This window comes from Variovorax sp. 20P10.2.4, assembly GCF_058244205.1.
In genome coordinates, this window is sequence record NZ_JBZAYE010000014.1 from 16,097 (window position 1) to 36,839 (window position 20,743).

The 20,743-nt window shown below is 69.1% G+C and carries 22 protein-coding genes and 1 tRNA gene; 8 read left to right on the forward strand and 15 right to left on the reverse strand.

Annotation, left to right across the window (positions count from 1 at the left end):
- Positions 1-23 precede the first annotated feature (23 nt).
- Positions 24-572, forward strand: coding sequence for a helix-turn-helix domain-containing protein (locus AC27VN_RS02710; RefSeq protein WP_490875553.1), 549 nt, complete (start codon positions 24-26; stop codon positions 570-572).
- A gap of 53 nt (positions 573-625) precedes the next feature.
- Here the strand turns inward: AC27VN_RS02710 and AC27VN_RS02715 are convergent.
- The 5 genes from AC27VN_RS02715 to tolB all read right to left on the reverse strand — a co-directional run bounded on the left by AC27VN_RS02715 (position 626) and on the right by tolB (position 4,317).
- Positions 626-701 (reverse strand) — tRNA-Lys (locus AC27VN_RS02715).
- A gap of 85 nt (positions 702-786) precedes the next feature.
- On the reverse strand, positions 787-1,575 hold the full coding sequence (locus tag AC27VN_RS02720; protein ID WP_490875541.1) for a tRNA threonylcarbamoyladenosine dehydratase: 789 nt from the start codon (positions 1,573-1,575) through the stop codon (positions 787-789).
- A 109-nt stretch (positions 1,576-1,684) separates the two neighbouring features.
- Positions 1,685-2,443 carry a tol-pal system protein YbgF gene (ybgF, locus tag AC27VN_RS02725; RefSeq protein WP_093341603.1) on the reverse strand — a complete coding sequence of 253 codons (759 nt, stop codon included), beginning with the start codon at positions 2,441-2,443 and terminating at the stop codon, positions 1,685-1,687.
- A complete protein-coding gene (pal, locus tag AC27VN_RS02730; RefSeq protein ID WP_093341601.1) occupies positions 2,443-2,967 on the reverse strand; it encodes a peptidoglycan-associated lipoprotein Pal in 525 nt (174 codons plus the stop codon). The genes ybgF and pal overlap by 1 nt, the downstream gene beginning before the upstream one ends.
- Positions 2,968-2,991: 24 nt before the next feature.
- On the reverse strand, positions 2,992-4,317 hold the full coding sequence (tolB, locus tag AC27VN_RS02735) for a Tol-Pal system beta propeller repeat protein TolB (protein WP_172705446.1): 1,326 nt from the start codon (positions 4,315-4,317) through the stop codon (positions 2,992-2,994).
- 201 nt (positions 4,318-4,518) lie between these two features.
- On the opposite strand from tolB, the gene msbA reads away from it, so the two are divergent.
- Complete coding sequence (msbA, locus tag AC27VN_RS02740; RefSeq protein WP_490875542.1) at positions 4,519-6,309, forward strand: lipid A export permease/ATP-binding protein MsbA; 1,791 nt, start codon at positions 4,519-4,521, stop codon at positions 6,307-6,309.
- On the opposite strand, the gene AC27VN_RS02745 is transcribed toward msbA, so the two are convergent.
- Positions 6,291-7,034, reverse strand: coding sequence for a GntR family transcriptional regulator (locus AC27VN_RS02745; protein ID WP_490875543.1), 744 nt, complete (start codon positions 7,032-7,034; stop codon positions 6,291-6,293). The two genes, msbA and AC27VN_RS02745, sit on opposite strands and share 19 nt — an antisense overlap.
- 100 nt (positions 7,035-7,134) lie before the next feature.
- Between AC27VN_RS02745 and AC27VN_RS02750 the strand changes: the two genes are divergently transcribed.
- The 3 genes from AC27VN_RS02750 to AC27VN_RS02760 all read left to right on the forward strand — a co-directional run bounded on the left by AC27VN_RS02750 (position 7,135) and on the right by AC27VN_RS02760 (position 10,315).
- Entirely contained in the window at positions 7,135-7,917 is a 783-nt protein-coding gene (locus AC27VN_RS02750; protein ID WP_490875544.1) for an SDR family oxidoreductase, read from the forward strand.
- Between the two features lie 43 nt (positions 7,918-7,960).
- Positions 7,961-8,893 (forward strand): 3,5-dioxohexanoate:acetyl-CoA acetone transferase, encoded by a 933-nt coding sequence (kce, locus tag AC27VN_RS02755; RefSeq protein WP_490875545.1) that lies wholly within the window; start codon positions 7,961-7,963, stop codon positions 8,891-8,893.
- An 87-nt stretch (positions 8,894-8,980) separates the two neighbouring features.
- Positions 8,981-10,315, forward strand: a complete 1,335-nt coding sequence (locus AC27VN_RS02760; RefSeq protein ID WP_490875546.1) for an MFS transporter — start codon at positions 8,981-8,983, stop codon at positions 10,313-10,315.
- Between the two features lie 12 nt (positions 10,316-10,327).
- Here AC27VN_RS02760 and rng read toward each other — a convergent pair whose 3' ends face one another.
- The 8 genes from rng to AC27VN_RS02800 form a co-directional block, all read right to left on the reverse strand.
- Positions 10,328-11,854 (reverse strand): ribonuclease G, encoded by a 1,527-nt coding sequence (rng, locus tag AC27VN_RS02765; RefSeq protein ID WP_093341590.1) that lies wholly within the window; start codon positions 11,852-11,854, stop codon positions 10,328-10,330.
- Between the two features lie 25 nt (positions 11,855-11,879).
- Complete coding sequence (locus AC27VN_RS02770) at positions 11,880-12,482, reverse strand: Maf family protein (RefSeq protein ID WP_490875554.1); 603 nt, start codon at positions 12,480-12,482, stop codon at positions 11,880-11,882.
- Positions 12,483-12,579: 97 nt separating this feature from the next.
- Positions 12,580-13,047 (reverse strand): 23S rRNA (pseudouridine(1915)-N(3))-methyltransferase RlmH, encoded by a 468-nt coding sequence (gene rlmH, locus AC27VN_RS02775; RefSeq protein ID WP_057593347.1) that lies wholly within the window; start codon positions 13,045-13,047, stop codon positions 12,580-12,582.
- The gene (gene rsfS / locus AC27VN_RS02780; protein WP_490875547.1) at positions 13,044-13,739 is read right to left on the reverse strand and encodes a ribosome silencing factor; all 696 of its coding nucleotides are present in this window, start codon (positions 13,737-13,739) and stop codon (positions 13,044-13,046) included. The genes rlmH and rsfS overlap by 4 nt, the downstream gene beginning before the upstream one ends.
- Complete coding sequence (gene nadD / locus AC27VN_RS02785) at positions 13,739-14,365, reverse strand: nicotinate (nicotinamide) nucleotide adenylyltransferase (RefSeq protein ID WP_490875548.1); 627 nt, start codon at positions 14,363-14,365, stop codon at positions 13,739-13,741. Before nadD ends, rsfS begins: the two co-directional genes overlap by 1 nt.
- The gene (gene hemF / locus AC27VN_RS02790) at positions 14,362-15,288 is read right to left on the reverse strand and encodes an oxygen-dependent coproporphyrinogen oxidase (RefSeq protein ID WP_490875549.1); all 927 of its coding nucleotides are present in this window, start codon (positions 15,286-15,288) and stop codon (positions 14,362-14,364) included. Before hemF ends, nadD begins: the two co-directional genes overlap by 4 nt.
- Positions 15,288-16,589 (reverse strand): phosphoribosylamine--glycine ligase, encoded by a 1,302-nt coding sequence (gene purD / locus AC27VN_RS02795; RefSeq protein ID WP_093341583.1) that lies wholly within the window; start codon positions 16,587-16,589, stop codon positions 15,288-15,290. The genes hemF and purD overlap by 1 nt, the downstream gene beginning before the upstream one ends.
- Before the next feature lie 57 nt (positions 16,590-16,646).
- Positions 16,647-17,372 carry a YebC/PmpR family DNA-binding transcriptional regulator gene (locus AC27VN_RS02800; protein ID WP_093341582.1) on the reverse strand — a complete coding sequence of 242 codons (726 nt, stop codon included), beginning with the start codon at positions 17,370-17,372 and terminating at the stop codon, positions 16,647-16,649.
- A gap of 244 nt (positions 17,373-17,616) precedes the next feature.
- Between AC27VN_RS02800 and AC27VN_RS02805 the strand changes: the two genes are divergently transcribed.
- Genes AC27VN_RS02805 through AC27VN_RS02815 form a run of 3 tightly spaced genes read left to right on the forward strand, consistent with a single transcriptional unit; the run spans position 17,617 to position 20,229 of the window.
- Positions 17,617-18,654, forward strand: coding sequence for a chorismate transformation FkbO/Hyg5 family protein (locus AC27VN_RS02805; protein WP_490875550.1), 1,038 nt, complete (start codon positions 17,617-17,619; stop codon positions 18,652-18,654).
- A 28-nt stretch (positions 18,655-18,682) separates the two neighbouring features.
- Positions 18,683-19,486 carry a lysophospholipid acyltransferase family protein gene (locus tag AC27VN_RS02810; RefSeq protein ID WP_296787701.1) on the forward strand — a complete coding sequence of 268 codons (804 nt, stop codon included), beginning with the start codon at positions 18,683-18,685 and terminating at the stop codon, positions 19,484-19,486.
- The gene (locus tag AC27VN_RS02815; RefSeq protein WP_208509009.1) at positions 19,453-20,229 is read left to right on the forward strand and encodes a glycosyltransferase family 2 protein; all 777 of its coding nucleotides are present in this window, start codon (positions 19,453-19,455) and stop codon (positions 20,227-20,229) included. Before AC27VN_RS02810 ends, AC27VN_RS02815 begins: the two co-directional genes overlap by 34 nt.
- 10 nt (positions 20,230-20,239) lie before the next feature.
- On the opposite strand, the gene AC27VN_RS02820 is transcribed toward AC27VN_RS02815, so the two are convergent.
- The coding region (locus AC27VN_RS02820; RefSeq protein WP_490875551.1) for a TolC family protein at positions 20,240-20,743 on the reverse strand (504 nt) is incomplete at its 5' end.

The following is a 20,743-nucleotide window of genomic DNA, read 5'->3' on the forward strand; positions in this document are numbered from 1 at the left end:
TTCTCGCGGACGACTGATCCTTGATGTTGACACTCTCGGCGGTTCTCTTCACAAGGCTGGCGAGTTCCTCGCGCTGCACGGCATCAGGGAAGCGATTAGCTTGGGCGAATCTCCGGGATCACCCAGCGAAAGCCTTGCCGACTTGCTATGGACGAGAAAAGAGCTCGGTGAGTCGGTTCGCAGCTCCGCCAAAGGCTACCCACTGCAGCTGCCGTGCGAACCATCAATGCGAACCCGACTGCGTAGCAGCGTCCACCAAGGTCATCACGGTAGATCAATGTGCCGAGCTACTGCACTGCACAGCTGAGCGCGTGGAAGAAATGACGCGAACGGGTGAGATCCCAGGCCTCAGGATCGGCCGGAGTTGGATCTTCGTGCATCCGGACCTCCTGCATTTTCTTGCCGAGAAAGCTCGCGCTGAAGCCGAATCGCTGCGCATGAAGCGAAGCCCACACGCGCCGCTCCCACAGGCCAAGCCATCAGCCCCCGCGGCCGAATACCAGCACTCGTCCCAACGAAATCACTGGCTTCAAGCATGCGCAAGCGGACAAAAAAATACCCTAAGTGATTGACTCACTTAGGGCTGTCGGACCCATTCGAATATCGATGGATCTGGATCTGGTTCTGGTAGGACGTACTGGATTCGAACCAGTGACCAACGGATTAAAAGTCCGCTGCTCTACCAACTGAGCTAACGTCCCGAATTCGGTTTCCCCTGGAAGGGTGTTCCTCGTTCTTGTTCTTCTTGGTGCTTCGCCGCTGTGTCAAACGCGGCAAAGCCCGAGATTATAGCGTGGTATTTGCAGCCACCCGATCGAGAACCCACCCCGCCGCGCACTGGCCGAAGGTCGCGGTCACGCTGACCACCGATCCGTAGCCATGGCAGTTGAGCGAACCGTCGCCGCTCTCGATGGCGCACGAAGCATCGGGCGGGGCCACGCTCTCGCGGCTGAAGACACACGTGACGCCGATCTTGCGACCCTCGCGCGGCGCGCCGTGCGATTTGCGCAGGCGTTGCCGCAGTTGCGCGAGCAGCGGGTCGTGCGTGACCTGCGAGAGATCGTCGATGTCGACCTTGTGGGCGAGCCGCTTGCCGCCCGCCGCGCCGACGGTGATGAAGTCGGTGCCGCGTGCGACGCCGCGGGCCCAGGCGGCCATCGCGAGCTTGGCCTTCACCTGGTCGCAGGCGTCGATGACGGCATGCACGGGGCCGTTGGCGGCCTGCGCGGCTTCGAGCAGCGCGGGCCAGTTGTCGGGCTCGACGAACTCGTCGATCGGCAGCACGCGGCACTCGGCATTGATCTGCGTGATGCGCTCGCGCATGGCCTCGACCTTGGCCTGGCCCACGGTGCTGTCGAGCGCGTGAATCTGGCGATTGATGTTCGACTCGGACACGTGGTCGAGATCGATCAGCGTGAGCCGCCCCACCCCGCTGCGCGCCAGCGCTTCGACGGCCCACGATCCGACGCCGCCGATGCCCACGACGAGCACGTGCGCGTTGCGGATGCGCGCGGCGCCGCTCACGCCGTACAGGCGCTCGAGGCCGCCGAAGCGGCGCGCGAAATCGGGTGCCATCGCGTCGTCGCCAGACGCGACAAAACCGGCGACTGCCTCGGGGGCAGTCGCCGGCTCGATCGTGGAGACGGGCTCGTGAACGGCGCTCAAGCGGAGGGCTCCGCCGGCACTAGCGCAGTCGCGAGAGACGCTCGCGGCCGGCCTGCGCGGCTTCCGATTGCGGGTAGGCCTTGGTCAGGTCTTCCAGCGTGCGGCGCGCGGCGCGCGTGTCCTTGAGCTCGATCTGGCAGTTCGCGATCGACAGCACGGCCTCGGGAGCCTTGGCATGGTCGGGCGCGAGCGAGAGCATCGAACGGAAGTTGGCGATGGCCTCGTTGTAGTTGCGCGTGGCGTACTGGGCGTTGCCGAGCCAGAACAGGGCCGATGCGTTGTAGCCGCTTTGCGGGTAGCGCTTGACGAACTCGGCGAAGGCGGTCTGGGCCTGGGCGAACTGGCCGGCGCGGAACACGCCGAGCGCGGCTTCGAAGTCGGCCTTCTCGCGCGGATCGGCGTTGAACTCGCGGCCATCGACCGTGACCTTCGAGGGCTCGTTCTGCTTGAGCCGGTCGTCGATGGTGGTCTGCTTGGACTGCAGGTCGCTCACGGCGCGCGTGAGCTGTTCGTTCTGGCCGGTCATGCGCGCCAGGTCGCCGCGCATCTGCTCGATCTGCGTCTGCAGGTCGAGCAGGCTGCGCCGCAACTGGCCGTTCTCGTCGCTCAGGCGCTGATCGGTCTGCTGGCGCACGGCCTCCACGCGCTGGCGCAGGTCGAGGATGGCCTTGCGGGCCTCGTCATCCTCGAACAGCGCGGCCTGCGATCCGGCCGAGGCGCACAACAGGGCGGCCGCCAGGGCCGCGCCACGCCACAGAGCGCGTTGGGCGGGTCGCATCACCGGGTGTAGCGGATTTCGGCGCGACGGTTCTGCGCCCAGACTTCTTCACCCGCGCCGGTCACGGCGGGCTTTTCCTTGCCGAAGCTCACGGCTTCGATCTGGCTGTCGTTCACGCCCAGCAGCGTGAGCGCGCGGCGCACGGCTTCCGAACGCTTCTGCCCCAGCGCGAGGTTGTACTCGCGGCCGCCGCGCTCGTCGGTGTGGCCTTCGATCGAGATGCGGCGCTGTGCGTTGGCCTTGAGGAAACGGGCATGGCCGTCGATCAGCGACTGGAACTCGGGCTTCACCGTGTAGCTGTCGTAGTCGAAAAACACGATGCGCTCGACGCCCACCGGGCCTTGCGCGGTGCCGGCATTAGGATCGATCGTGACGGGCGCCACGGAAGTGGTCGCGCCCTGGTTGCCGGCGCCACCGGTGGTGCCGGTGCGGTCGGTCACGGGCGTTTCGTTGAGCTTGGTGCCCGACGAGCAGCCTGCGATCAGCGCCACGATGGCCAGCGAATAAATCGTACGTTTCAACATTTCGAACTCCTCAGATAAACCTAATCATTGCTTTTGAAACGGACCCCAGTCCGGTTCCCTGATGTCTCCTGCCTGACCCGCCAGCCGTGCCTTTATTTTTCCGTCCAGCGTGGTCGTCATGAGGGCTTCGCGACCTTGCAGTTGCGTGGCGTAGACGATCAGCTTGCTATTGGGGGCAAAACTCGGACTCTCGTCCGCCGAGGTGTCGGTGATGGCGGTGACATTGCCGCTGGCCAACTCCATCACATGGAGTTTGAAGGCCCCTCCCACACGGGAGATGTAGGCCAACCACCGGCCGTCGGCGCTGACGGAAGGAGAAATGTTGTAGGTACCGCTGAAGGTGACCCGGGTCGGGTTGCCGCCGTTGGCACCCATCTTGTAGATCTGCGGCGCGCCGCCGCGGTCGCTCACGAAATAGATGGTGCTGCCGTCGGCCGAGTAGACCGGTTCGGTGTCGATGCTCGCGCTCTGGGTCAACCGGCGCGGCTCGCCGCCGCTGGCCGGGATGGTGTAGAGCTGCGAGCCGCCGTCGCGGCTCAGCGTGACGGCGAGCGTGCTGCCGTCGGGCGCCCAGGCCGGCGCGCTGTTGGAACCGCGGAAGTTGGCGACCAGCCGGCGCTGGCCGCTGGCCACGTTGTGCACGTAGACCACGGGCTTGCGCGATTCGAAGGACACGTAGGCCAGCTGCTGGCCGTTGGACGACCAGACCGGCGAGATGATCGGCTCGGGGCTGGCCAGCGCGGCCTGCGCGTTCTCGCCGTCGGCATCGGCCACCCACAGCGAGTAGCGGCTGCCGCCCTTGGTCACGTAGGCGATGCGGGTCGAGAAGATGCCCTTGTCGCCCGTGAGCTTCTCGTAGACGTAGTCGGCGATGCGGTGCGAGGCGAGCCGCAGGTCGCCCTGCGGAACGATGTAGCTCTGGCCACCGAGGTCGCCGCCGTTCGGGCCGCGCACCACGTCCCAGAGACGGAAGCGCACGTCGTAGCGGCCGTCCGCCAGGCGCGTGACGCTGCCGACCACGAGCGAGTCGGCGGTGCGCTGGCGCCAGACGGAGAAATCAGGACGCGAGCCCTCGTCGAGCGCCTGGCCCGAGGCATCGACGCCGCGGAACTGGCCGCTGCGCTCGAGGTCGGCCTGGACGATCTCGGAGATCTTCTGCGGCGAGGAATCCTGGCCGCGGAACGGCACGAGCGCGATGGGCAACTGGGTCAGCCCCACGCCCGACACCTCGACCTTGAACTGGGCGAGTGCGGGCAAAACGGGGGAGGCAGCCAGGGCCGCAATGACCGTGCGGCGACCCAAAAGCGATGAAGAAGGAGTTGGAGAGAGGGCTTGCAACGGCTTGTTCATGCGGTTTCGGAGAGATCTCGGGTTGAAAAAGTTTCTCCCCTTGTAACGGGGCCACATGGTACACATTGCTTTGATGGCGCCATGGCAAAACGTTCCATGCGGGGCCGGGTCCTACATTCAAAATGCTTCAGGAAAGCGGTCCGAAGCACCGGCCCGGGCGGCTGAAAGGGTGTTCCGACCCGCCCCGTAGAATCCGCCGCCATGCAGACACCCCCCGGCAGCGAAGCCGCACGCCCTCCCCTGATGCGCCGGCTGGCGCGGCTCATGACCTGGTTCGGCGGCTCGCGCCAGTGGTGGGCGCTGGGACTGAGCGGCGCGATGCTGGCCGCCATCACCGAGCCGCTGATGGCTGCCCTCCTCAAGCCGCTGCTCGACCGCGGCTTCACGCGCGGCGAAATGCCGCTGTGGTTCGTGCCGGCCGCCGTGCTGCTGCTGTTCGCGGTGCGCGGCATCGCCCAGTTCATCTCGCAGTACGCGCTCTCGCGCATCGCCAACGAAGGCATGCAGCGGCTGCGCAAGGTGCTGTTCGACCGGCTGCTGGGCGCCGAACTCGCGCTGTTCGCGCGCCAGTCGGCCAGCACGTTGTCGAACACCGTGGTCTATGAAGTGCAGACCGGCGCGATGCTGCTGGTGCAGGCGCTGCTGGGACTGTCGCGCGACGGCTTCACGCTGGTGGCGCTGCTGGGCTACCTGGTCTATCTGAACTGGAAGCTCACGCTGATCGTGGCCTTCCTGGTACCGAGCATCTCCTGGATCATGAAGGTGTTCTCCAAGCGCCTCTACAAGCTGACGCAGCAGGGCCAGCAGGCCACCGACGAGCTGGCCTACGTGGTGGAAGAGAACGTGCTGGCCCACCGCATGGTGCGCCTGCATGGCGCCGAAACGGCCCAGGCCCAACGCTTCGAGCAGTTGAGCCAGAAGCTCAACCGGCTGGCCGTGAAGTCCACCATCGCCCAGGCCGCGACCACCCCGCTCACGCAGATGATGGCCTCGCTGGCGCTGTCGGTGGTGGTGATGATCGCGCTCTGGCAGAGCGGCAAGCAGGGCTTCACGGTCGGCGGTTTCGTCGCCTACATCACGGCGATGCTGATGCTGATCGCGCCGATCCGGCGCCTCGCCGAAGTGGCCGGCCCGATCACCCGCGGCCTGGCCGCCCTCGAGCGCGGCCTGGCGCTGGTCGACGAGGTGCCGACCGAGCCGCAGGGCAGCTTCGGCATGGCGCATGCCCAGGGCCGCATCGAGTTCCGCGACACGCGCGTGAACTACCGCGGCGACGACGAACGCCCCGCCCTCGACGGCGTGAGCATCGCCATCGAGCCGGGCCAGAACGTGGCCTTCGTCGGCCCCTCGGGTTCGGGCAAGACCACGCTGATGAACCTGCTGCCGCGCTTCGTGCTGCCCAGCGGCGGCCAGGTGCTGCTCGACGGCCACGACATCTCGGAATGGGAGCTCAAGAGCCTGCGCTCGCAGTTCGCCATGGTGAGCCAGGACGTGGTGATGCTCAACGACACCCTGGCGGCCAACGTGGCGCTGGGCGCCGACGCCGAGATCGACCGCGACCGCGTGCTGGCCTGCATCGCGGCCGCCAACCTCAGCACCCACGTCGAGGGCCTGCCCCAGGGCATCGACACGGTGCTGGGCCACAACGCGACCCAGCTCTCGGGCGGCCAGCGCCAGCGCCTCGCGATCGCGCGCGCGCTCTACAAGGATGCGCCGGTGCTGCTGCTCGACGAGGCCACCTCGGCCCTCGACACCGAATCCGAGCGCCTGGTGCAGGACGCCCTGCAGCGCCTGATGCAGAACCGCACCACGCTGATCGTGGCGCACCGGCTGTCGACCATCCAGCATGCCGACCGCATCATCGTGATGGAACAGGGCCGCGTGGCCGAGCAGGGGTCGCACGCGCAGCTGATGGCGCTCGACGGCCTCTATGCGCGGCTGCAGACGAACGCGGTGCGCAGCGCCGCCGCGGGTCAGGACCCGACACTCTGATCCCGGCCGCCGGGTGACGCCGGCCTTGAAACGCCCTCCGCCACCAGCACGCCCGCCGAGAGGATGAACTCGGCCGCGCTGCGGATGTCGCCCTCGAGCGCGGCCCGGGCCTTGGCGCCATCGCGCCGCTTGAGCGCCGCGAGCAGCGCCGCATGGTGCACCACCCCCGTCTTCTCGCCCACGCGGCGCGAGCCGGCGCGCAGGTCGTAGTTGAGGATCGGCCCGATGCGCAGCCACAGCGCCTCGATCATCTGCAGCAGCATCGGCATGTCGGCCGCGGCATAGACCGCGAAGTGGAATTCCTTGTTGAAGGTGACCAGCCTCGAGCCATCGGGGCTCGCCGCCTTCATCTCGGCGACGAAGGCATCGTGGCGCTCGGCGATCTCGCGCAGCGCCACGGTGCCGACCGCCGCGGCCGCCGCCTCGGTCGCCAGCCCCTCGAGGTTGGTGCGGATCACCGTGATCTCCTTGAACTGCGCGGCCGTCATGCGCGGCACGCGCAGGGTGCGGCTGGGCGTCAGCTCGAGCGCCTGCTCGGCCACCAGCCGCTGCATCGCCTCGCGCACCGGCATCACGCTCACGCCGAGCGCCGCAGCGGCGCTGCGCAGCGAGATCTGCTCGCCCGGCATCATCTGCCCGCTCATCACGAGGTCGCGCAACTGGTCGTAGACGTTGGCGCTGAGCGTCTGGCGCTTGAGCGGGGTGACGAGGTCGGAGAGCTCCATGCCGCGGAGTATACGGTTCGGGGTATACCCTATGCGATATCTGTGATCACAGATCTACGATGCCGACCGTTCACTGTCACACCCCAAGGAGCTATTCAGAATGTGGAACGGAAATTCCCTCGCCGGCCAACGCGTGCTCGTCACCGCGGGCGCCAGCGGCATCGGCCTCGAGATCGTGCGTGCCTTCGCCGCGGCCGGCGCCCGTGTCTTCGCCTGCGACGTGCAGGCCGAGGGCCTGGACCGGCTGTCGGCCGAGCTGCCCGAGGTCGGCAGCTGCCTCGCCGACGTCTCGAGCGAGGAACAGGTGGCCCGGCTGTTCGAAGCCACGGACCGCGAGCTCGGCGGCCTCGACGTGCTGGTCAACAACGCCGGCGTGGCCGGCCCGACCGGCGGCGTCGAGACCCTGTCGCTCGACGACTGGAACCGCACGCTGGCGGTCAACATCACGGGCCAGTTCCTCTGCGCCCGGCTCGCGGTGCCGCGGCTGCGCCAGGGCCGCAATCCCTCGATCGTCAACCTGTCCTCGGCCGCCGGCCACCTCGGCATGCCGGGGCGCTCGCCCTACGCGGCCTCGAAGTGGGCCGTGATCGGCTTCACCAAGACGCTCGCGCTCGAACTCGGCCCCGACGGCATCCGCGTCAACGCGATCCTGCCGGGCGCGGTCGACGGGCCGCGCATCCGCGCCGTGATCGCCGCCAAGGCCCAGGCGCTCGGCAAGCCCATCGAGGAAGTCACGCGCATCTACACCTCGCAGTCCGCGCTCAATCGCATGGTGACGGCCGGCGACATCGCGAACATGGTGCTGTTCGCCGCCAGCGACCTGGCGGCCAGCGTCACCGGCCAGGAACTCGTGGTCGACGGCCACACGCAGGCGCTGAGCTGACCCTCCCTCTTCCTCTCTTCCCGACCTCACCCGAATCCCATCCATGGCCACCCGCACCAAAGCCATCATCACCTGCGCCCCCACCGGCGCGATCCACACGCCGAGCATGTCGCCGCACCTGCCGGTGACGGCCGACGAGATCGCCGCTGCCTCGATCGAGGCGGCCCGCGCCGGCGCCGCGATCCTGCACCTGCACGCGCGCGATCCGAAGGACGGCCGCCCCTCGCAGGACCCGGACCTGTTCCGCCCCTTCCTCTCGAAGATCAAGGCCGCCACCGACGCGGTGATCAACATCACCACCGGCGGCAGCCCGCACATGAGCGTCGAGGAGCGCATGCGCCCGGCCACCACCTTCAAGCCCGAGCTGGCCTCGCTCAACATGGGCTCGATGAACTTCGGCCTGTTCCCGATGCTCGAGCGCTTCAAGTCCTTCAAGCACGACTGGGAGCGCGAGCACCTCGAGAACAGCCGCAACCTGATCTTCAAGAACACCTTCGCCGACATCGAGAACATCCTGCGCCTGGGCGAGGCCAACGGCACGCGCTTCGAGTTCGAGTGCTACGACGTCAGCCACCTCAACAACCTGCGCCACTTCATGGACCGCGGCCTGGTGCGCGCGCCGGTGTTCGTGCAGACGGTGTTCGGCATCCTCGGCGGCATCGGCGCCGACCCCGAGGACCTGATGCACATGCACCGCACCGCGGCGCGCCTGTTCGGCGACCGCTTCCAGTGGTCGATCCTCGGCACCGGCCGCAACCAGCTGCCGCTGGCCACCATCGGCGCGGCCATGGGCTCGCACGTGCGCGTCGGCCTCGAGGACTCGCTGTGGATCGGCCCGGGCCGGCTCGCCGCCTCGAGCGCCGAGCAGGTGCTGCGCATCCGCGCCGTGCTCGAGGCGCTGAACATCGACATCGCGACACCCGACGAGGCGCGCGAGATCCTCGGCCTCAAGGGCGCGGCGAAGGTCGACTTCTAGCCCCCCTCCATCGCCCCGCAGCGCCGCCGCTCGGCCGGCGCGCCGCTGCATTCCTTCACCAGAACAAGACTTCAGAGAGAGACACCGATGGCACACACCTCCCTCCCCGGCGCCCGTCTCGGGCCCGCGGCCGACACGGCCACCACCGACGAGCAGGCCTCGCTCAATGCGCTGATCTTCCGCAAGCTGATGCCGCTGCTGGTGCTGGCCTACGTGATCAGCTTCATCGACCGCACGAACATCGCGCTCGCCAAGAGCCACATGGCGGTCGACATCGGCATCTCGGCCGCGGCCTACGGCCTGGGTGCGGGCCTGTTCTTCCTGAGCTACGCGCTGCTCGAGGTGCCGAGCAACCTGGTGATGCACCGCGTGGGCGCGCGCTGGTGGATCGCGCGCATCATGATCACTTGGGGCCTGCTGTCGGCCGGCATGGCCTTCGTCACGGGCGAGACCTCGTTCTACGTGATGCGCGTGCTGCTCGGCGCGGCCGAGGCCGGCCTGTTCCCGGGCGTGATGCTCTACCTGAACTACTGGTTCGGCCGCAAGGACCGGGCACGCGCCACCGGCTACTTCCTGCTCGGCGTGTGCATCGCCAACATCCTCAGCGGCCCGGTCGGCGGCGCGCTGCTGCAGATGGACGGCCTGCTGGGCTGGCACGGCTGGCAGTGGATGTTCGTGATCGAGGGGCTGCCGGCCGTGGCGCTGGCCTTCGTGGTCTGGCGCAAGCTGCCCGACGGGCCGGCCGATGCGAGCTGGCTCACGCCTGCGCAGGCCCGGGCGATCGAGCAGGGCCTCGCCGCCGAACGCGCCGAGGACGCGGCCCATGGCCAGGTCGGCGAATCGTTCCGTGCCTGCCTGGTCGACAAGCAGATCTGGCTCGCGATCTTCGTCTACTTCTGCCACCAGATCAGCATCTACACGGTGATCTTCTTCCTGCCGAGCATCATCGGGACCTACGGCAAGCTCACGCCGCTGCAGATCGGCTCGCTCAACTCGCTGCCCTGGGTCGCCGCCGCGGTCGGCGCGATCGCGCTGCCGCGGCTCGCGGTCACGCCGCAGCGCGGGCGCCTGCTGCTGCTGATCGGGCTGGTCGCCATGGCCGTGGGGCTGGGCATCGCGGCCTTCGCGAGCCCGTCCGTCGCGCTCGCGGGCTTCTGCCTCACGGGCTCGATGTTCTTCGTGGTGCAGTCGGTGATCTTCCTGTTCGCTTCCTCGCGCCTGGCCGGCGTGGCGCTCGCGGGCGGGCTGGCGCTGGTCAACACCTGCGGCCTGCTGGGCGGCTTCATCGGGCCATCGGTGATGGGATGGATCGAGCAGAGCACGGGCAGCACGAAGAACGGCCTGCTCGCGATGGCCGTGCTGCTGGTGCTGGCGGCGCTCGCCAGCATCGGGATGCGCCAGGGGCGCGAGTCGCGGCGCTAAGTGCCCGAAGGCTCAGAGCAGCACGATGTCGTACTGCCCCTGCCCGATCGCCGGCTCGGATTGCAGCGAGATCGGCTTGCCGATGAAGTCGCTGAGCCCGGCCAGGTGCTGGCTCTCCTCGTCGAGGAACAGCTCGATCACCTGCGGCGACGAGACGATGCGGAACTCGCGCGGCGTGAACTGCCGCGCCTCGCGCAGGATCTCGCGCATCACGTCGTAGGCCACGCTGCGCGCGGTCTTCACGATGCCCTGGCCGCCGCAGGCCACGCAGGGCTCGCACAGCATGTGGGCCAGCGATTCGCGCGTGCGCTTGCGCGTCATCTCGACCAGGCCGAGCTGCGAGAAGCCGCCGGCCGTGGTCTTCACGCGGTCGCGCGCGAGCTGCTTGCGGAACTCGCCAAGCACCTGCTCGCGGTGGTCGTCGCGCGCCATGTCGATGAAGTCGACGATGATGATCCCGCCCAGGTTGCGCAGCCGCAGCTGGCGCGCGATGGCCTGCGCCGCCTCGAGGTTGGTCTTGAAGATGGTGTCGTCGAAGTTGCGCGCACCGACGAAGCCGCCGGTGTTCACGTCGATGGTGGTCAGCGCCTCGGTCTGGTCGACCACGAGGTAGCCACCCGACTTGAGATCGACCCGGCGCCCCAGCGCGCGCGCGATCTCCTCGTCGACCGAATAGAGGTCGAAGATCGGCCGCTCGCCGCGGTAGTGCTGCAGCTTGCCGGACGCCTTGGGCATGAACTCGAGACCGAACTTCAGCAGCAGCTCGAACTGCTCGCGCGAATCGATGCGGATGGTCTGCGTGTCCTCGGTGGTGAGGTCGCGCAGCACGCGCTGCAGCAGGCTCAGGTCCTGGTGCAGCAGCGACATCGGCGGCAGCCGCGTCGAGGCCTCGCGGATGCGCGACCAGGTCTTGCGCAGGTAGGCGATGTCGTCGGCGAGCTCGGCGTCGGTCGAGTCCTCGCCGTTGGTGCGCAGGATGAAGCCGCCGGTGTTCTCGGGCACCACGCCGCCGCTGTCGGCGGCCGCGGCGGCCTCGATCAGCGCGAGCATGCGCGAGCGCAGCGCATCGCGCAGGTCGGCCGGGATCTTCTGCGACACGCCGATGTGGTTGTCCTGCGGCAGGAACACGAGCAGCCGGCCCGCGATGCTGATCTGCGTCGACAGCCGCGCGCCCTTGGTGCCGATCGGATCCTTGATGACCTGCACCAGCAGCGACTGGCCCTCGAACACCTGCTTCTCGATCGGCACCATGGTGCCGCCGTTGCGGTGGTCGCGTTCGGCCGGCGCGGCGCTGGGCCGCGAGCCCGGCGTGAACGGGGCCACGATGTCGGCCACGTGCAGGAAGGCGGTGCGTTCGAGCCCGATGTCGATGAAGGCCGACTGCATGCCCGGCAGCACGCGCGAGACCTTGCCCAGGTAGATGTTGCCGACCAGTCCGCGCTCGAGCGTGCGCTCGACGTGCAGCTCCTGCACCGCGCCGTGCTCGACCACCGCCACGCGGGTCTCCTGCGGGGACCAGTTGATCAGGATGTCTTGCATGGAGTTCTCGGTTGTCTCGGTTGTCTCAAGTGGGGAAACCGGCGCGCCGCAACAGTTGCGCGGTCTCGAACATGGGGAGGCCCATGATGCCCGAATAGGAGCCGCTGATGTGCTCGACGAAGGCAGCCGCCGCGCCCTGGATGCCATAGGCACCGGCCTTGCCCAGCGGCTCGCCGCCTTCGACGTAGCGGCGGATCTGCGCGCGGCTCATGGGCGCGAAACGCACGCGCGACACGCTGAGCGCGGCCTGCCGGCGGCGGCCCTGCTGCAGCGCCACGGCGGTCAGCACGCGGTGCGTGGCGCCCGACAGCAGCGCGAGCATGCGATCGGCATCGCGCGCGTCCTCGGGCTTGCCGAGGATGGTGCGCCCCAGCGCCACGGTGGTGTCGGCGCACAGCACGGGCGCGTCGGCCAGGCCGCGGCGACGCAGGCGCGCCACGGCGGCATCGAGCTTGAGCGCCGTCACGCGCTGCACGTAGGCGGTCGGCGATTCGCCGGGCAGCACGGTCTCGAGCGCCTCGGCATCTTCATCGTCGGCGGCCAGCAGCAGTTCATGGCGCACGCCGAGCTGGCCGAGCAACTGGGCACGGCGCGGGCTCTGCGAGGCGAGGTAGAGGAAGGTCGGGATGGTCGGCACGGCGGTCGTCTCTGTGAAGCGGAAGAAAAGACGGGGTCGATGGAGGAACGCGGCGAGGTCCTCGTCGCGCGGCGGCTCGACGAGCCGCTCATTCGCGGTGGTAGGGATGGCCCGCGTTGACCGACCATGCGCGGTAGAGCTGCTCCACCAGCAGCACGCGCGCCATCGCATGCGGCAGCGTGAGGTCGGACAGGCGGATGCGCTCGTGGGCCGCGGCCTTGAAGGCCGGGTCGAGCCCGTCGGGGCCGCCGATCACCAGCGCGACGTCGTCGCCCTCGCCCTGCCAGCTCTGCAGCCGCGCGGCCAGGGCCTTGGTGGTCAGCGCGGTGCCGCGCTCGTCGAGCACCACGATGCGCATGCCGCGCGCGATGGCGGCCTCGATGCGTTCGCGTTCGGCGGCGTAGAGGGTCTCGAGCGACTTGGAACCGCGCGGCTCGGTCTTGACCGCGCGCAGTTCGAGCTTGAGTTCGGGCGGGAAGCGCTTGGCGTAATCGTCCCAGGCAGTCTGTGCCCAGTCGGGCATGCGCTGCCCGACTGCGACCACCAGCAGCTTCATGCGCCGCGCGAAGCGGTCTTGCGCGCGGGCGCCTTCTTCGCCGCGGGCTTGGCCGCCGGCTTCGCGCCCGTCTTGGCGGCGGCCTTCTTGGCCACCGGCTTGCCGACCACCACCACCGGGGCCTTCTTGGCAGGTGCCTTCTTCGCGGCGGTCTTCGCGCCGGTCTTGCCCGCCGCCTTCTTCGGCGCGGCCTTGGCTTCCTTGGCCTCGCGCTCGGCGGCGCGGATCGCGGTCTTGGCGGCGCTCGCGCGGCGCAGCGAGGTCGGCGCCTTGGCGGCCGCGGGCTTGGCTTCCTTGTCCTCGGAGGCACGGGCCGGCTTGCTGGCGCCGAGCTTCAGGCGCACGGGCTTGTCGCCCCAGATTTCCTCGAGGTGGTAGTACTGGCGGATCGCCGGCTGCATGATGTGCGCGACGGCCTGTCCGCAGTCCACGATGATCCACTCGCCGTTTTCCTCGCCCTCCACGCGCGGCTTGCCGAAGCCGGCATCGCGCACCGCGTCGCGCACGCTCGCGGCCAGCGCCTTGGTCTGGCGGTTCGAGGTGCCCGAGGCCACGATCACGCGCTCGAACAGCGGCGAGAGATGCTCGGTGTCGAATACCTGGATGTCCTGCGCCTTGACGTCTTCGAGCCCATCGATGATGGCTCGCTGGAGTTTCTGGGTGTCTTTCTTGGCGGCGGCTTCAGTGGTCATCAGGCAGAGCGATAGAGGAAGTGTTGGTCAATATAGCGTGCAACCGTGGACGGAACCAGTGAGGAAATCTCCTCGCCCAGCGACGCACGCCGCCGGATGTCGGTGGCGCTGATGTCCATGGCAGGCAGTTCGAGCGCCTCGAAACGCGCGCCGGCCGGGAGGCCGGGCAGCGTATTCGGATCAAAACGGGCGGTGTCGGCCGTCGATAGTGCGCGATACGCTACAGAAATAGTAGCGACCGCGAGTATATCCTGCCAGCCGTGCCAGCTCGGCAGGGCCCGCGCCTGGTCGGCGCCCATGACCAGCACCAGCTCGGCGTCGGGCTGCGCCTGCTGCAGTTCGTGCAGGGTGTCGATGGTGTAGGTGGGGCCGTCGCGCAACATCTCGCGCGAATCGACCACCACGCCCGGGATGTCGCCGAACGCCAGCTGCGCCATCGCGAGGCGGTCCTTGGCCGGCGTGAGTTCGCGCACCTTGTGCCAGGCATGCCCGGTCGGAAAGACATAGAGCGCCGTGAGGCCCAGCTGCTCGAGCGCCGCCCGCGCGAGCGCCACGTGGGCATCGTGCGGCGGATCGAAGGCGCCGCCGAACACGCCGATGCGCGGCGCGTTCTTCGAAGCGTTCACGGCAGCCACGCGCGGCGCACGATGAAGTCGCTGTAGAGCGCCGCCTCGGGCGACCCCGGCTCGGGCTCGCGGCGGTAGGCCCAGCTCGCCTGCGGCGGCATCGACAGCAGGATCGATTCGGTGCGGCCGCCCGACTGCAGCCCGAAGTGCGTGCCGCGGTCCCACACGAGGTTGAACTCGACGTAGCGGCCGCGCCGGTAGAGCTGGAACGCGCGTTCGCGCTCGCCCCAGGCCATGCCGCGGCGGCGTTCCACCAGCGGCAGGTAGGCCGGCAGGAAGGCACCACCGACCGAGCGGATCAGCGCGAAGCCGTTGTCGACCCCACCCTCGGCGAAGTCGTCGAAGAAGATGCCGCCGATGCCGCGCTGCTCGTTGCGGTGCTTGAGGAAGAAATACTCGTCGCACCAGGTCTTGAAGCGCGGGTACTTGTCCTCGCCGAAGGGCGCGAGCGCATCGCGGCAGACGGTGTGGAAATGCACCGCGTCGTCTTCGAAGCCGTAGCAGGGCGTGAGGTCCATGCCGCCGCCGAACCAGCAGACCGGCTCGCCGCCGGACGGCAAGGCCGCCAGCATGCGCACGTTCATGTGGACGATCGGCACGTAGGGGTTGCGTGGATGGAACACCAGCGACACGCCCATCGCCTCGAAGGGCGCGCCGGCCAGCTCGGGCCGGTTCTGCGTGGCCGAGGGCGGCAGCTTGGGGCCGCGCACCTGCGAGAAGCCGCAGCCCGCGCGCTCGAACAGCTCGCCGCCCTCGAGGATGCAGGTGAGCCCGCTGCCCTGCAGCGGCTCGTCGGGGGCCTTGTGCCAGGCATCGCGCACCGCGGTGCCACCATCGGCCGCCTCGATCGCGGCGACGATGGATTGCTGCAGCCCGCGCAGATAGTCGCCGACCGCCTGGGGATCGGAGGGTTGCCGCTGCATCAACCGTTGGTGCCGTGGCTGCGCGCCTGCACGGCACGGAAGCCGATGTCGCGACGGTACTGGGCGCCGTCGAAGCGCACCCGCGCCGCCACCTCGTAGGCGCGCTGCTGCGCGAGCTTGACGCTGTCGGCCAGCACGGTCACGCAGAGCACGCGGCCGCCGCTGGTCTGGAGCTCGCCGTCCTTGACGGTGGTGCCGGCATGGAACACCACGGCATCGGGCGCCTCGGCGGGAATGCCGTCGATGCGGTCGCCCTTGCGCGGCGAGAGCGGGTAGCCGTGCGCGGCCATCACCACGCCGAGCGCGACGCGGCGGTCCCACTGCAGCTCGACCTGGTCGAGCGTGCCGTCGGTGGCGTGCCAGAACACCTCGAACAGGTCGGACTTCAGCCGCATCATGATCGGCTGGGTCTCGGGGTCGCCCATGCGGCAGTTGAACTCGAGCGTCTTGGGATGGCCCTGCGCGTCGATCATCAGGCCGGCGTAGAGGAAGCCGGTGTAGGGGATGCCGTCCTTCTCCATGCCGCGGATGGTCGGCAGGATGATCTCGCGCATGGCGCGCGCATGCACCTCGGCCGTGACCACGGGCGCGGGCGAGTAGGCGCCCATGCCGCCGGTGTTGGGGCCTTCGTCGTTGTCGAGCAGGCGCTTGTGGTCCTGGCTGGTGGCCAGCGCGGTCACGTTCTTGCCGTCGCACAGCACGATGAAGCTGGCTTCCTCGCCCTGCAGGAACTCCTCGATCACGACGCGGGCGCCGCCCTCGTTGTGCGAGACGCCGAACTTGTTGTCGACCAGCATGAAGTCGACCGCGTCGTGCGCTTCCTGCGCGGTCATGGCCACCACCACGCCCTTGCCGGCGGCCAGGCCGTCGGCCTTGACCACGATCGGCGCGCCCTTGGCGTCGATGTACGCATGGGCGGCGGCGGCGTCGGTGAAGGCCTCGTACTCGGCCGTCGGGATCTTGTGGCGCTTCATGAAGGCCTTGGAGAAGGCCTTCGAGCTCTCGAGCTGGGCGGCGGCCTTGGTCGGGCCGAAGATGCGCAGGCCGTGCGCGCGGAACTCGTCGACCACGCCCGCGGCCAACGGGGCCTCGGGGCCGACCACCGTCAGCGCGATCTTTTCCTTGAGCGCCCACTCGCGCAACGCGGCGGGCTCGGTGATGTCGATGCTGTCGTAGCGCGGGTCGGTGACCGTTCCGCCATTGCCGGGCGCCACGTAGATGCGGCTGACCCGGGTGGCCTGCGCCAGCCGCCATGCCAGGGCATGTTCGCGGCCCCCTCCCCCAATCACCAGTACCTTCATTCTCGGGCCTTCATACGCTGTGTTCTTTCCATCATTGCTGCTGCCGGGTGCCGGCCCTCATTCGGACAGCGAGGCGTTGTGATAGACCTCCTGCACGTCGTCCAGGTCCTCGAGCACGTCGAGCAGCCGCTGCATCTTCGCGGCGTCCTCGCCCACGACGTCGATGGTGTTCTCGGCCCGCATCGTGACCTCGGCCACCTCGGGCTTCAGGCCCGCCGCCTCGAGCGCGTTCTTCACCGCCTCGAAATCGCCGGGCGCGGTGATCACCTCGATGGCGCCGTCGTCGTCGGTCACGACGTCTTCCGCGCCGGCCTCGAGCGCCACTTCCATCACCTTGTCTTCATCCGTGCCCGGGGCGAAGACGAACTGGCCGCAATGCTTGAACTGGAAGGCCACCGAGCCTTCGGTGCCCATGTTGCCGCCGTGCTTGGCGAAGGCGTGGCGCACTTCGGCCACGGTGCGCACGCGGTTGTCGGTCATGGTGTCGACGATGATCGCCGCGCCGCCGATGCCGTACCCTTCGTAACGAATTTCTTCGTAATTGACGCCTTCGAGGTTGCCCGTGGCCTTGTCGATGTTGCGCTTGACGGTGTCGGCCGGCAGATTGACCGCCTTGGCCTTTTCGACCGCCAGCCGCAGGCGGGGGTTGGCGCTCAGGTCGCCGCCGCCGGCCCGGGCCGCCACCATGATTTCACGGATGGCGCGGGTCCAGAGCTTTCCTCGTTTTTCGTCCTGCCGGCCCTTCCGGTGCTGAATATTTGCCCATTTGCTGTGTCCGGCCATGGCTTTTCTCTCGCTGTCCTGTGTTTTCGAAGCAGGCTGCGAGTTTACTGTCCGGCGCGCACAACGGACCGGCGCCGCGGGCGGGCGGGCCGGTCAAACCTTTTGGTGATAATCCCTCGATGACGCCATTGCCTTTCGCCGGGTCGGGACATCCGACGCTGCCGCCCACCCGCCACGCCTCGCGCGCGACCGGGGCGGACCGCCGGCAGGCAGGCCCCGATCCCCTCGCAAAGGCTTCCTGATCGTGCGCTTCCAGGGCGAAACACCCTCCTCTTCCTCGTTGCGCGTGGAGCGCCTTTCCCTCGCGGACAGCCTGGCGCTGGCCGCCGACGGACCGGCGCCCTTCGCCGCCATCGGCTACGGCACGCCCGAGCGGCTCGACTGGATGCCGCCGGTCGACGCCAGCGTGCTGTCGGATCGCGGCGCCGTCGCCGACGTCTGGCATGCCGCCGGGCCGGCCGTGCAGACCGGCCGCACCGGCCTCGTGCGCTGGCGCGCCGACGAGCACTGGCTGCTGGGCGCGATCGACCTCGACGAAAGCGTCGAGAAGCAGGGTCTGGCCGAACTGGCCCACCGCGCCTACCGAGACCTGTTCGCCACGCTCGACCAGAGCGGCATCGCCCATCCGCTGCGGATCTGGAACTACCTGCCGCAGATCAACGGCGACGGCGGCGGGCTCGAGCGCTACCGCCAGTTCAACCTGGGCCGCCAGGACGCCTTCCTCGAAGCCGGCCGCGCCGCCTTCGAGGGCGCGCCGGCCGCCTGCGCGCTCGGCATCCACCGCGGCGCGCTGTCGGTGCGCTTCCTGGCCGGGCGCCGCGCCCCGCTGCCGATCGAGAACCCGCGCCAGGTCTCGGCCTATCGCTATCCCTCGACCTACGGACCGCGCGCCCCGACCTTCTCGCGCGCGGCGCTGGCCGACATCGGCGACGAACACTGCGCGCTGTTCATCTCGGGCACCGCGAGCATCGTCGGCCACGAGACCGTGCACCGCGGCGACGTGCGCGAGCAGACCCGCGAGACGCTGCGCAACCTCGAGGCCGTGGTGCATGCCGCCAACGCGCAGGGATCGGCGCGCTTCTCGGTCGCGGCGCTCGACGGCGTGGTCTACGTGCGCCACCCGGGCGATCTCGAAGCCGTGCGCGGCGTGCTCGAAGACGCGCTCGGGTCCGACGCGCCGATGGTGCGCGGCGCGGTATATCTCGAGGCCGACATCTGCCGCGGCGACCTGCTGGTCGAGATCGAAGCCCATGCCACCGCCCCCGGGCGGCGGCGGGACTGAAGCTCGAACGGCAGCCCCACCTTTCCCGATGATCCTCCGCGTGCTGCGCATTCTCACGGCCGTCCCGCTTGCGCTGATGCTCTATGCGCTGCTGCTGTTCCTCGGCGTGATCTCGCTGGTCTGGAACGCCTTCGCGATGCTGATCCATCCGGTGATGCCGGTGAAGCCGGCGCGCGCGCTGGGCCGCGCCACCATCGCCTTCGCCTACCGCACCTTCTGGGGCCTGGCCTCGGTCACCGGCATGATGCGCATCGACGCGAGCTGCCTCGACGCGCTGCGCGACGAGCCCGGCGTGATCTTCGTGGCCAACCACCCGACCATGCTCGACGCGCTGCTGCTGGTGGCGCGGCTGCCGCGCAGCGCCTGCATCATGAAGGCCGAGCTGCTGCACAACATCTTCCTGGGCGCGGGCGCGCGGCTGGCACGCTACATCAGCAACGAATCGGCGCGCACCATGGTGCGGCTGGCGGTGGCCGACCTGCGCGAAGGCGGCCAGCTGGTGATCTTTCCCGAGGGCACGCGCACCGTCACGCCGCCGCTCAATCCGTTCCGCCCCGGCGTCACGCTGATCGCCAAGCTCGCGCAGGCGCCGATCCAGACCGTGTTCATCGACACCGACTCGCCCTACCTCGGCAAGGGCTGGCCGATCTGGCGCGTGCCGCCGCTGCCGATCGTCTTCAAGCTGCGCCTGGGCCAGCGCTTCGCGCCGACGCAGGACAGCGACGTGCTGCAATCCGAACTCGAACAATATTTCCGCCACCACCTGGAACGGCGCGCCGCCGACGCCGACTCTCCCGAATGCCAGACGCCTCGCGCACCCACCTTGTCCTGATCCCGAGCTACAACACGGGCGAGCGCCTGTTCTCCACCGTCGAGGCGGCGCTCGCGCAATGGAGCCCGGTGTGGGTGGTGGTCGACGGCAGCGACGACGGCACCGGCGAGCGGCTGCAGCGGATGGCGGCCGACCGCCCCGGCCTGCGCGTGTGGCTGCTGCCCGAGAACCAGGGCAAGGGCGCGGCGGTGCTGCACGGGCTGCGCGCGGCGCGCGATGCCGGTTTCACGCATGCGCTCACCATGGATTCCGACGGCCAGCATCCGGCGCCGCTGATCCCGGCCTTCATGCAGGCCTCGCTGGCACGGCCCGAGACCATGGTGCTGGGCCGCCCGGTGTTCGATGCCAGCGCGCCGCTGCTGCGCGTGCGCGGGCGCCGCGTCTCCAACGGCTGGACCCAGCTCGAGACGCTGTTCGCCGGCGTCGGCGATTCGCTCTACGGCTTTCGCGTCTACCCGGTGCAGGACCTGATCGCGGTGATGCAGCGCCAGCCCTGGATGCGCCGCTTCGACTTCGACACCGAGGCCGTGGTGCGGCTGGCCTGGCGCGGCGTGAAGCCGGTCAACATCGACGCGCCGGTCAAGTACCTGACGGCCGAGGAAGGCGGGGTCTCGCACTTCCGCTACGGGCGCGACAACGTGCTGCTGACCTGGATGCACACGCGGCTGATGGTGGAGTTCGTGCTGCGGCTGCCGGGCCTGCTCTGGCGCAAGCTGCGCGGCGCGCCGCCGTTCCAGGCCTGATCCGCGCCCGCTACTCGACGGCTCCGCCGCCGAGCGCCTTGTAGAGCGTCATCGTCGCATTGAGCTGGTTGACCCGGTTCTGCGCCAGCGACACCTCGGCCGCGCGCCGCCGGTCCTTCGCATCGAGCACCGGCTGCAGCGCCGTCGCACCCGCGCGGTAGCGCACCTCCGACAGCCGCTCGGCGCGCTGCGCCAGCTCCAGCGCCACCACCAGCTTCGCGCTCTCGTCGCGCAACTGGGTGCGCGACGACAACGCGTTCTCCACTTCCGACAGCGCCGTGTACAGCGCTTGGCGGAAGCCCACCACCGCTTCCTCATACTGGCTCTGCGACACCGCCACCGTCAGCCGCGCCGTGTTCCATTGCAGGAAGGGCAACGCGAGGCCCGCGCCCAGCGTCGCGACCGGGTTGCGCAGCAGTTGACCCAACGCCGTGCTCGAGGTGCCGAGCGAGCCCGTGAGGCTCAGTGCCGGATAGAAGCCGGTGCGCGTCGCGTCGACATTGGCGAGCGCGCC